We start from the raw sequence: 12198 nt of genomic DNA, 5'->3' as shown, positions 1-12198 counted from the left end.
TTAAACTATATTTTCTAATTTTTTCCTCAAGCTTGCTTTTGCACGCGATATAGTGGTTCTACAGTTGGCTTGAGAAATATTTAAAATATCACTAATTTCTTCATAATCATAGCCTTCAATTAGGTGAAGCGTTAAGCATATTCTATAATTATCTTTAAGCGTTTTCATTGTTTTAATAATTTGATTTGCTTTTAGGTTTATAGAAACAAAGCTATCTATACCGTCTATTCGATCTTCAATTTTATTAATGACATTTTCTAAAGGAACATTTGTGTATTTACCATTCTTTTTATAATGGTGAATACTGTTGTTAATAACAATACGCTTTAACCATGGACCAAATATTTTGGCATCTTTCAGGCTCTCCAATTTTGTGAACGCTAACAAAAACGAGTCCTGCATAATGTCTTCCGCTTCAAAAGGGTCTTTAACAATCCTTAATGAGGTGTTGTACATGGCCTTATAATACCTGTTGTAAACTTCCAATTGCGCAGATTGGTTACCTAGCATACAGTGTTTTATAAGCTCTTCAATATTTAGTTTGGCTAGCGTCACTAAAGTAAATTGTTATTTTAATAGATTAAGACATGTTGCGTTTGTTACAGTTTTGAAAAAAAAAATCCCACATTAACATGTAATGTAGGAATTTAATTTGTGGATAGGATTTTTAAAGATTAAGATTCAGCAGGCTTTTCAGCTTTATCAATACTGATTTTTAGTTCTTTAGTGTTTTTATCCAAATCAATGCTTATTTGGTCACCTTCTTCAACGTGCGATGTAATGATCTCTTCCGCTAATGCATCTTCAATATATTTTTGAATGGCACGCTTTAAGGGTCTTGCTCCATATTGCTTGTCAAATCCTTTTTCAGCAATAAAATCTTTTGCCTCATCAGTAAGTTTAAGTATATAGCCTAAGTCTTTAATTCTAATTAGAAGTTTTTCCAATTCGATATCAATAATCTTGTTAATGTCTTCTTTTTCTAAAGGATTGAACATAACAACATCATCAATTCTATTTAAAAACTCAGGTGCAAATGATTTTTTCAATGCATTTTCAATAACACTCCTAGCATTGGCATCTTCTTGAGCTTTTTGAGAAGAGGTTCCAAAACCTATACCAGTTCCAAAATCTTTAAGTCTTCTAGCACCAATATTGGAAGTCATGATAATAATTGTATTTCTAAAATCTATTTTTCTTCCTAAGCTATCTGTTAAATAGCCATCATCCAATACTTGTAATAGCATATTGAACACATCGGGATGTGCTTTTTCAATTTCATCTAACAGAATTACAGCATAAGGTTTACGTCTTACTTTTTCTGTAAGTTGCCCGCCTTCTTCATAGCCAACATACCCTGGAGGTGCTCCAATTAATCTAGAGATAGCGAATTTTTCCATGTATTCACTCATATCAATTCTAACAAGGGAGTCCTCGCTATCAAATAATTCTCTAGATAATACTTTGGCTAATTGTGTTTTACCTACACCTGTTTGGCCTAAAAAGATAAATGAACCAATGGGCTTGTTAGGGTCTTTAAGTCCAGCTCGGTTACGCTGTATAGCTTTAACAACCTTAGCAACTGCCTCATCTTGGCCAATTACTTTACCTTTAATAAGTTTTGGTAATTCGGCGAGCTTATTAATCTCGGTTTGCGCAATTCTATTTACAGGAATTCCAGTCATCATCGACACGACATCGGCTACATTGTCTTCAGTAACAATTTCACGATGCTGTTTGGTGTCTTCTTCCCATTTTTCTTGTGCTGCTGCTAATTCTTTTTCAATGCGTTTTTCATCATCTCTAAGCTTGGCTGCTTCTTCATATTTTTGTTTTCTAACAACCGCATTTTTGGTTTCCTTGATGGCTTCAAGTTGTTTTTCTAATTCAATAATCTGTTTAGGAACCTCAATATTAGTAATATGAACACGAGAACCAGCTTCATCTAATGCATCTATAGCTTTATCTGGCAAGAAACGTTCAGTCATATAGCGATTTGTTAACTTAACACATGCCTCAATGGCTTCTGGTGTATAGTCTACATTGTGGTGATCTTCATATTTGGTTTTAATGTTGTTGAGTATTTCAATGGTTTCGATAACACTGGTAGGCTCTACAATGACTTTTTGGAAACGACGCTCCAAAGCACCATCCTTTTCAATATATTGTCTGTATTCATCTAAAGTAGTAGCGCCAATACATTGAATTTCACCACGAGCCAAGGCAGGTTTAAACATATTGGAAGCATCTAAACTGCCAGTGGCCCCACCAGCACCTACTATGGTGTGTATCTCATCAATAAACAAAATAACATCATCATTTTTTTCAAGCTCGTTCATTACGGCTTTCATGCGTTCTTCAAACTGCCCCCTGTACTTAGTTCCTGCTACTAAACTGGCTAAATCTAGTGTTACAACACGTTTGTTGAAAAGGATTCTAGAGACTTTGCGTTTAACAATTCTAAGTGCTAAGCCTTCGGCTATGGCAGATTTACCAACACCGGGTTCTCCAATTAAGAGCGGGTTGTTTTTTTTACGTCTACTAAGAATTTGTGAAACACGCTCAATTTCTTTTTCTCTACCTACAACAGGGTCTAATTTACCTTCTTCGGCTAAGGCCGTTAAATCACGTCCAAAATTGTCCAACACAGGTGTTTTGGACTTTTTGTTCGACTTGCTTGCAGGGCTATTAAAAATGTCCTTTGAAGTATCATCTTCAGCACTGGTGTCATCATCTTGGAATGATTCGGCTTTAGGTTCTATATAATCGTTATCGTTTGTGATCATAAATTTAAATTGTTCTTTAACATTATCATAGTCAATTTTAAGCTTATTTAAAAGCTTGGTAGTTGGGTCGTTTTCATTTCTCAAGATGCACAGCAATAAATGCGCGGTATTAATGGAAGTGCTTTGAAAAAGCTTAGCTTCCAAAAATGTTGTTTTTAGAGCGCGTTCTGCCTGTCTAGTAAGGTGTAGATTCTTTTTTTGATTAGATTCTGATGTTATGTTTGGATTGGCCGGGCTTAATATCTCAACTTTTCTTCTTAAATGGTTTAAATCAATATCTAAAGCATTTAAAATATTTATAGCCTTGCCATCACCATCACGTAAAAGGCCCAGCATCAAGTGTTCAGTGCCAATGAAATCATGACCTAACCTTAAAGCTTCTTCTTTACTATAAGCAATCACATCTTTTACTCTTGGAGAAAAATTATCATCCATATTATCTTCTTTCTGCTTTAAAAATACTAAAACATTTAACCAAAGGCAAAAACTATACCTTAAATTATATGTAAGTTGCTAATTGACGAAAAAAAGTTTATAAAATCAAAATTATTTAGAGCATATTTATTAACGAAAAAAGCGTCTGAAATTGTTAATAAAAAAGCCAAAAAAAACATACTTTAAAGACCTGCTATGACTATCGAAATACTTATATTAGCATGTTTTGAATTACTCATAAAACTTAATTAAAATATTTATGGCAGAAGGAGAAAAATTGATTCCTATTAATATTGAAGATGAGATGAAATCCGCTTACATTGATTATTCAATGTCGGTCATTGTGTCACGTGCGTTACCAGATGTCAGAGACGGTTTAAAACCGGTTCACAGGCGTGTACTTTATGGTATGCACGAATTAGGTGTTAGGTCTAACACGGCACATAAAAAATCAGCAAGAATTGTTGGAGAGGTTTTAGGTAAGTATCACCCACATGGTGATACCTCTGTTTACGACGCTATGGTGCGTATGGCACAAGAGTGGAGTTTACGTTATATGCTTGTAGATGGTCAAGGTAACTTTGGATCTATAGATGGTGATAGCCCAGCTGCTATGCGTTATACAGAAGCCCGTATGCGTAAAATATCTGAAGATATGCTTGCAGATATTGATAAGGAAACGGTTGATCATAAATTAAACTTTGATGATACCTTAAATGAGCCCACAGTTCTTCCAACCCGTATTCCGGGACTTTTGGTTAATGGGGCTTCTGGTATTGCTGTAGGTATGGCTACCAATATGCCGCCACACAATCTATCAGAAGTAGTAGATGGTACAATTGCTTATATAGACAACGCCGATATTGAAGTTGATGAATTAATACAACATATTAAAGCACCAGATTTCCCTACTGGTGGAACGATTTATGGTTATGATGGCGTTAAGGAAGCGTTTCAAACAGGACGTGGAAGAATAGTACTTCGCGGCAAGGCGATTATTGAAGAGGTTCAAGGACGAGAGTGTATTATAGTAACAGAGATACCTTATCAAATCAATAAAGCAGAAATGATTAAAAAGACTGCTGATTTGGTTAATGAGAAAAAGCTTGAAGGAATTGCAACCATTCGAGATGAGTCTGACCGAAATGGTATGCGTATCGTTTATGTGTTAAAACGTGATGCCATACCAAATATCGTACTAAACAAGCTTTATAAATATACAGCACTGCAATCATCATTTAGTGTAAACAATATTGCGCTAGTAAAAGGAAGGCCACAGTTGTTAAACCTCAAAGATCTGATTCACTATTTTGTAGAGCATAGGCATGATGTAGTTGTAAGACGTACAACTTATGAATTGCGTAAAGCAGAAGAACGTGCTCATATTTTAGAAGGTCTAATCATTGCCTCTGATAATATTGATGAGGTTATTGCTATTATTAGAGCATCCTCAAATGCAGACGAAGCCAGGACAAATTTAATAGAGCGCTTTGAGCTTACCGAAATACAGGCTAAAGCCATCGTAGAAATGCGTTTACGTCAGCTTACAGGATTAGAGCAAGATAAATTACGTTCGGAGTATGAAGAGTTAATGAAGACCATTGAAGATTTAAAAGATATCTTGGAGAAAAAAGACCGTCGTATGGATATCATTAAAGAAGAACTTTTGGTTGTTAAAGATAAATATGGAGATGAGCGTCGTTCTACGATTGAATATGCTGGTGGTGATTTAAGTATAGAAGATATGATCCCAGATGAAAAAGTGGTTATTACCATTTCTCACGCGGGCTATATTAAGCGTACATCTTTAACCGAATACAAAACCCAAAACAGGGGAGGTGTCGGACAAAAAGCGTCTACAACTAGAAATGAAGATTTCTTAGAATATTTATTTGTAGGCACCAACCATCAATATATGCTATTCTTTACGCAAAAAGGAAAATGTTTCTGGATGCGTGTTTATGAAATACCAGAAGGTAGTAGAACGTCTAAAGGAAGAGCTATTCAAAATCTTATAAATATAGAGCAAGACGATAAGGTTAAAGCTTTTATCTGTACACAAGACCTTAAGGACGAAGATTATATAAACAGTCATTATGTCATCATGGCAACCAAACAAGGTCAGGTTAAGAAAACATCCTTAGAGCAATATTCCCGACCACGTACTAATGGAATTAATGCCATTACCATTAAAGAAGATGATGAGCTGTTAGAGGCCAAGCTTACTACTGGAGAAAGTCAGGTGATGCTAGCACTTAAGTCTGGTAAAGCAGTACGATTTGAAGAGGCTAAAACAAGACCAATGGGACGAAATGCCTCTGGAGTTAGGGGTATTAAGCTAGCTAATGATCAAGATGAAGTTATAGGTATGGTTACTGTTGAAAACCCTCAAGAAGAATCAGTATTGGTTGTTTCCGAAAACGGTTATGGTAAGCGTACATATATTGATGATCCTGAAGATGGAGAGCCTGTTTACAGAATTACCAATAGAGGTGGAAAAGGGGTTAAAACCATCTCCATCACTCAAAAAACAGGACAATTGGTTGCTATTAAAAGTGTTACTGATAAAGATGATTTAATGATTATTAATAAGTCAGGTATCGCTATTAGATTAGAAGTTAAAAATTTAAGGGTTATGGGTAGAGCTACCCAAGGTGTTAAATTGATAAACTTAAAGGACAGTGATTCCATTGCAGCCGTAGCAAAAGTTATGCATGAAGAAGAAGATGTAGAAGATGTTTCAGAAACTGCAGGTAATGAAGGAGCTGCAGAAAATGGCACAGCTATTGATAATATAGAAGAAGACAACAATACAGAAGATTAAATAGAAATTAAATATTATTAAAAAATGAAAAAACAAATTATTATAGCTTTAGCTTTTTCAGTTAGTGCATTTTCATTTGCACAAAAAAAAGAACTGAGAGCTGTGGAAAAAGCTATTAGAGGCGAGAATTATGCTGAGGCTAAGGCAGCATTACAACAAGCGGAAGCCTTAATGGCTGAAATGGACGATAAGTCAAAGGCTCAGTATTATTATCTGCTAGCGCAAACATTATATGCAGGAGGAAAAGGTTCCATTTCTGATATTGATGAAGCTATAGAGAGTCTTTCAAAAGTAAAAGGTAGTTACGATGATGAAAGTACCGAATTGAAGCAATCTATGGTTAATACCTTATTGACCAAAGGAAATGAGGCCTATGAGAAAAAAGATTTCTTAGTATCATCAAAATACTTTGAAAAAGCATACCGAGTAAGCCCTAAAGACACATTGTATTTGTATTACGCTGCAGCAACTGCAGTAAATGTACAAGAATATGATAGAGCCTTATCAATCTATGAAGAACTAAAAGATTTAGGGTATACAGGTATTCAAAAACAATACTACGCTACAGAGGTAGAAACTGGAGAAGAAGAAATTTTTCAAAGTGAAAGTTTACGCGATATATCAGTAAAGGCTAAAACACACATAAAACCAGGAGAACGTTTAACCGAATCAAAAAAGCCTGAGATCATTAAAAACATAGCGCTTATTTATGTTGGTGAAGGCAATAACGAAAAAGCCATTGAGGCGATGAAGGCGGCAAGAGCAGAAAGTCCTGATGATATTAATTTAATCCTTTCAGAAGCAAACGTTCATTACAAAATGGGCAATACTGAGGAATTTAAAAGCCTACTGGAAAAAGCCACAAAAATGGATCCAAGTAACCCAGAGTTACAATATAATTTGGGTGTTATTGCAGCAGAATCCGATCAACCTAAAGAAGCTAGAGCTTATTACGAAAAAGCTATAGAGTTAGATCCAAATTATGTTAATGCCTATATTAATATTTCAGCATTGATTTTATCTAAGGAAGAATCCATCATTCAAGAAATGAACGGGTTGGGAAGTTCTAAAAAAGACGATTTACGATATGATGAATTACGTGAAGAGCGCCAAGAGCTTTATAAACAAGCTGTACCTTATTTAACAAAGGCGTTAGACATAGATTCTAAAAATATTAATGCAGCTAAAACATTAATGAATATCTATAGTATTTTAGGCGAAACCGAAAAGCATAAAACTATGAAAGCTAAAGTTGAAGCTCTAGAAAGCGGAAACTAATGCTGGTAAATATTTATTAACCAAAAAAGCCGCAATTAATTGCGGCTTTTTTTATATCACTTTTTTTATAACACGTAACTTGTGTGTATGCATTCTTTTATCGGTGTTGTAAATACCAGAATGATCCAATCTATCAATTCTAACTTTGCCGTGAGCATGGATAATATAATTGTCTTTCATAATAATGCCTACATGGGTTATAATGCCTTCATTATTATCAAAGAAAGCCAAATCTCCAGGTTCGCTTTCTTCAATAAAACTTAGGGCTTCCCCTTGCGTAGCTTGCTGTGAGGCATCACGCAAAAGTTTGTAACCATTGAGTTTGTAAACCATTTGTGTAAATCCAGAGCAATCTATACCAAAAGGCGTTTTACCTCCCCATAAGTATGGCGCGTTTAAATACAAGAAAGCCGTTTGTACAATCTCTGTTTTGGCTTTTATGCCCGTAACAATATTGCCATCATGTAAGTGATTTAACGTGGTGAGTCCATTTAAAGAAGACCCAAGAAGGATTGGATGTAATTGTGCATTGTTGTCCTGAATAAACTCAACAAGATCAATAGATAACTTAGGCGATTCTTTATGAAGTTTTTTATATACATCTTCACTAATCTCAACATATTGTTTGTTATCTATCCAGCCTTCATATTTATCAAAGGCCAATCTTATTTTGCTCCAATATTTACGAGGTTCAATAACTTTAAAAAGGTCGCCATATAAAACTTGTGAAACGAGTTCGCTAGTATCTGAAGGTTCTTTTCTTAGAGGGACAATGCTTAAATTACAAATTCCGTATTGCATTAAAATAATTTAGTTACATTCTAAAACAATTGCAGAAGCTCCACCACCACCATTACAAATAGTCGCAGCACCAATTTTAGCCTGGTTTTGTTTTAATACGCTTAATAAAGTAATAATAATTCTAACCCCCGAACATCCCAATGGATGTCCTAGCGAAACCGCACCACCATTCACATTCACTTTTTTGTCACTAAGACCCAAAATCTTCATATTGGCTAAACCAACCACAGAGAAAGCTTCATTAAATTCAAAAAAATCCACATCATCTAAAGCAATGCCTGCTTTATCCAAAGCTTTTGGTAGGGCTTTGGCAGGTGCTGTAGTAAACCATTTAGGCTCTTGGGCAGCATCGGCGTAACTTTTTATAGTGGCCAGGGGCGTTAATCCCAATGCATTAGCTTTATCTTTGCTCATTAAAACCACGGCGCCAGCACCATCATTAATGGTAGATGCATTGGCAGCAGTAACCGTGCCGTCTTTTGAAAAAGCGGGACGTAATTGCGGAATCTTTTCCAACTTCACATTGGTATATTCTTCATCTTTAGTAACTACTACAGGCTCGCCACGGCGTTGAGGTACCTCAACAGGAACTACTTCATCATCAAATTTACCCTGGCTCCATGCTTCAGAAGACCGTTTGTACGATTGTATGGCAAAAGCATCTTGGTCTTCACGCGAAAATTGATATTCCGTTGCACAAGCATCCGCACATACCCCCATGGCATTTTGGTCATACGCATCAACAAGGCCATCTTTTTGCATGCCATCAACCAAAGTTGCAGGTCCAAATTTAGTGCCCGTTCTAGCGTGCAGGTAATGCGGTATAAGGCTCATGTTTTCCATACCACCAGCAACTATAATGTCTGCGTCTCCCAAAGCAATACTTTGAGCAGCTTGCATAACAGCTTTCATACCCGAAGCGCAAACTTTATTAATTGTGGTACAAGGCACACTATCTGGTATTCCAGCATAAATAGCAGCCTGTCGTGCAGGGGCTTGTCCAGTACCAGCCTGTACCACGTTACCCATTAACACTTCATTAACCAATTCGGGTTTTAAATTTATTTTATTTAATGCCCCTTTTATGGCTATGGCACCTAACTGTGGTGCTGGAACCGTTGATAACGCTCCCATAAAGCTACCAATTGGGGTTCTTGCAGCAGAAACTATAACGACTTCTTTGTTCATATCTAAATTTTAGTTTAGTACACGCGAAAATAATCATTTTTTAGCAAAAAGCAGGTGGAATGGTTTAATGTATTCTTCATAAAAACGGATAGCGACCATAAATTTATTACATTTGATTTATTGAATTTTTTAGATGAAACACCCATCAAATTGTTTAACACCCACGATAATGATTATTAAGGTAGTTACACCTGACCGAAATATAAAATAGAAATGAGCAGATGAAAGACTTTATAAACAAACTCTACAGAAACCATTCTCTTATTTATAAAAGTTTGCTGTTTGTTTGCACAACCTTTTTAATAGTTTATTTATTTCCTAAAACAGGTAAGTTTAAATATAACTTCGAAAAAGGAAAACCCTGGCAATCAGAAAACCTATATGCACCTTTTAATTTTGCTATAAAAAAGTCTGAAGCAGAAATTGCAAGTGAAAAGAAAGCGCTTACAGAAAATGCTGTGTTGTATTTTGATATGGATAGCTTGGTTGTTAGTAGTGTGAACAATTTATATGGGCAAGAATTTAAAAACACATTTTCAGATTCCATACCACAAGGATTGTATCAGGATTTATATGTTGCTGGGCAAGATATTATAGCAGAACTCTATACTTTTGGAATATTAGACGAAAGCCATAATTTTTCAGAAAGTAGACCCATTGTACTCCTTAGCGGACGTGTGGAAATACAAGAAGGGTATTTTTCAGATTTGATTAAGCTGGATGCCGTTACCATGGTTATAGACAAAGTGCTTTTAAAATATGGTTTAATACGGTATAAAAATCAGTTTATCTCTTTGTTTTTTGACATTATAGAGCCTAATTTAACTTTTGATAAATCCTTTACAGATAAGTCCTTACAGGAAGAGTTAAACAAAATATCTTATGCACGGGGTAGCATAGAAAAGGAAACACTCATAATATCAAAAGGAGAAATCATTGAAGGCGATAAGTACCAAATATTAAAATCACTCCAATCAGAATACGAATCACAAGTTTGGAGCAAATCCAATTATAATTGGATACTGTTTGCCTATACATTATTGGTCGCTTTAGCATTATTGATGCTTTTATTGTTTTTAAGGAAATACCGTAGAGAAGAAGTTTTTGAAAACAACACCAAGGTCACCTTTATTTTCTTTAACATCTTTTTAATGATATTTATGACCACCTTGGTTATAAACTACGATTCCAAGTTTGTTTATATTGTCCCCATATGTATATTACCATTGGTGTTTAAAGCTTTTTTTGATGCTAGATTAGGGCTATTTGCACATGTTATTACCGTTTTGTTATTGGGTTTTATCGTACCAAATAGCTATGAGTATATGTTCCTACAAATTATAGCGGGTATTGTAACCATACTAACGGTATCAGAATTGTACAAGCGTGCTAACCTGTTTATTTCGGTGGGGCAAATAACGCTCATATATATAGTGGCCTATTTTGCATTTGTTGTTATCCATGAAGGAAGTGTAGAAACCATTCAATGGGAAATGTTTATTTGGTTTATATTAAGTGGCTTGGCTACCTTATTTGTACAGCCTTTAATCTATGCATATGAAAAACTTTTTGGTTTGGTTTCCGATGTATCCTTATTAGAATTATCAGACACCAACTCAAAACTTCTTAAAGAGTTATCTAATAAGGCACCCGGAACATTTCACCATTCATTAAACGTAGCCAACTTGGCCGAATCTTCAGCCAACGAAATTGGCGCCAATGCCATGATGGTAAGGGTTGGGGCTCTATACCATGATATTGGTAAGATGAAGAACCCAACCTATTTTACAGAAAACCAATCTACAGGTATTAATCCGCACGACGAATTATCCTCCAAAGAAAGCGCCAAGATTATCATAAGCCATGTGTTGGATGGTATAGAAATAGCAAAAAGGAATAATTTACCAGATAGAGTGATCGATTTTATTAGAACCCATCATGGCACCAGTGTGGTATATTATTTTTACATGAAAGAGAAGAAGGATTTTCCAGATATTGATAAATCAGATTTTTGTTACCCAGGTCCCAAACCATTTAGTAAAGAAACTGCTATTTTAATGATGTGCGATAGTATAGAAGCAGCTTCAAAAAGCTTAAAAGAACCTACCTCTACAAAAATTGATGCCTTTGTTGAAACTATTATAGATAAACAAATAGAAGAAGGACAATTTTTAAATGCCAATATTACATTTAAAGAAATTCAATCCATAAAAAAAGTGCTAAAGCATAAACTGGCAAATATGTACCATTTAAGGATTGAGTATCCAGAATAAGGAGGTCAAAAAAAATAAAAAAATAGTTGCGTTCTTATTATGTAAAGATTACATTTGCAACCGCATTTTTAATGCGCAGGTTCTTGATAGAATTTAGGAGAGGTGCCAGAGTGGTAATGGAGCAGATTGCTAATCTGTCGACGGGTAACTGTCGCCCGGGTTCGAGTCCCGGTCTCTCCGCAAAAAAAAAGAAGATTTGAGCAAGGTGAATACAAGGTCCGCCAACCAGCTGGCCCTTTCGCTAAAATGTCACAGGACATTTTTTTAATGCTCAATCCGGGGTGTAGCGTAGCCCGGTCATCGCGCCTGCTTTGGGAGCAGGAGGTCGCAGGTTCGAATCCTGCCACCCCGACGAACCTTGTTATAGGTCAATTCAAAACACTGTTGATTGTGTGATTATCAGTGTTTTGTATTTTTAATGGTTTTGTTTGAAACCAATTAAAATCATATAAAAGGTGTGCAAATCGGTGAACATCCATTTGCCAGAATTGTTGTAGTTTTAAGGAACATTTAAGAACGATTTGACTTTTGTTTTTTTCAAATAAATGTTTAAGAAAGCTTCTTAAAATGCAAACAAACAACACCTTTTCGGTAGTTCTCTTCACAATATACT

Annotated in this window: 7 protein-coding genes and 2 tRNA genes; 5 read left to right on the top strand and 4 right to left on the bottom strand. The window is 35.5% G+C overall.

Going from position 1 to position 12198, the window contains the following annotated elements; translation table 11 throughout:
• Both AC5SR4_RS16870 and AC5SR4_RS16865 read right to left on the bottom strand, forming a co-directional pair.
• Nucleotides 1-555 (bottom strand): RNA polymerase sigma factor, encoded by a 555-nt coding sequence (locus AC5SR4_RS16870; RefSeq protein WP_495357442.1) that lies wholly within the window; start codon nucleotides 553-555, stop codon nucleotides 1-3.
• A 119-nt stretch (nucleotides 556-674) separates the two neighbouring features.
• Nucleotides 675-3221: an ATP-dependent Clp protease ATP-binding subunit gene (locus tag AC5SR4_RS16865; protein ID WP_495357441.1), complete on the bottom strand. Its 2547-nt coding sequence runs from the start codon at nucleotides 3219-3221 to the stop codon at nucleotides 675-677.
• A 259-nt stretch (nucleotides 3222-3480) separates the two neighbouring features.
• On the opposite strand from AC5SR4_RS16865, the gene gyrA reads away from it, so the two are divergent.
• The gene (gene gyrA, locus AC5SR4_RS16860; protein ID WP_495357440.1) at nucleotides 3481-6045 is read left to right on the top strand and encodes a DNA gyrase subunit A; all 2565 of its coding nucleotides are present in this window, start codon (nucleotides 3481-3483) and stop codon (nucleotides 6043-6045) included.
• A 24-nt stretch (nucleotides 6046-6069) separates the two neighbouring features.
• Entirely contained in the window at nucleotides 6070-7323 is a 1254-nt protein-coding gene (locus AC5SR4_RS16855; RefSeq protein WP_495357439.1) for a tetratricopeptide repeat protein, read from the top strand.
• Between the two features lie 51 nt (nucleotides 7324-7374).
• On the opposite strand, the gene AC5SR4_RS16850 is transcribed toward AC5SR4_RS16855, so the two are convergent.
• Nucleotides 7375-8124: a C40 family peptidase gene (locus AC5SR4_RS16850; RefSeq protein ID WP_495357438.1), complete on the bottom strand. Its 750-nt coding sequence runs from the start codon at nucleotides 8122-8124 to the stop codon at nucleotides 7375-7377.
• Nucleotides 8125-8133: 9 nt separating this feature from the next.
• Nucleotides 8134-9312, bottom strand: coding sequence for an acetyl-CoA C-acyltransferase (locus AC5SR4_RS16845; protein ID WP_495357437.1), 1179 nt, complete (start codon nucleotides 9310-9312; stop codon nucleotides 8134-8136).
• Between the two features lie 221 nt (nucleotides 9313-9533).
• Between AC5SR4_RS16845 and AC5SR4_RS16840 the strand changes: the two genes are divergently transcribed.
• The 3 genes from AC5SR4_RS16840 (at nucleotide 9534) to AC5SR4_RS16830 (ending at nucleotide 11937) form a co-directional block, all read left to right on the top strand.
• Complete coding sequence (locus tag AC5SR4_RS16840; RefSeq protein WP_495357436.1) at nucleotides 9534-11585, top strand: HD family phosphohydrolase; 2052 nt, start codon at nucleotides 9534-9536, stop codon at nucleotides 11583-11585.
• A 96-nt stretch (nucleotides 11586-11681) separates the two neighbouring features.
• Nucleotides 11682-11765 (top strand) — tRNA-Ser (locus AC5SR4_RS16835).
• 97 nt (nucleotides 11766-11862) lie between these two features.
• Nucleotides 11863-11937, top strand: a tRNA-Pro gene (locus tag AC5SR4_RS16830).
• The last annotated feature ends 261 nt before the right edge of the window (nucleotides 11938-12198 follow it).

The organism is Aestuariibaculum scopimerae, assembly GCF_059428085.1.
The sequence above is the reverse complement of the archived record's forward strand: the minus strand, read 5'-3'. Positions and strand labels throughout refer to the sequence as shown.

Bases quoted from the DNA above. Each gene is read 5' to 3' on its own strand.
- AC5SR4_RS16865 (WP_495357441.1), bottom strand. From the start codon at position 3,221: ATGGATGATAATTTTTCTCCAAGAGTAAAAGATGTGATTGCTTATAGT.
- AC5SR4_RS16845 (WP_495357437.1), bottom strand. From the start codon at position 9,312: ATGAACAAAGAAGTCGTTATAGTTTCTGCTGCAAGAACCCCAATTGGT.
- AC5SR4_RS16855 (WP_495357439.1), top strand. From the start codon at position 6,070: ATGAAAAAACAAATTATTATAGCTTTAGCTTTTTCAGTTAGTGCATTT.
- gyrA (WP_495357440.1), top strand. From the start codon at position 3,481: ATGGCAGAAGGAGAAAAATTGATTCCTATTAATATTGAAGATGAGATG.
- AC5SR4_RS16850 (WP_495357438.1), bottom strand. From the start codon at position 8,124: ATGCAATACGGAATTTGTAATTTAAGCATTGTCCCTCTAAGAAAAGAA.
- AC5SR4_RS16840 (WP_495357436.1), top strand. From the start codon at position 9,534: ATGAAAGACTTTATAAACAAACTCTACAGAAACCATTCTCTTATTTAT.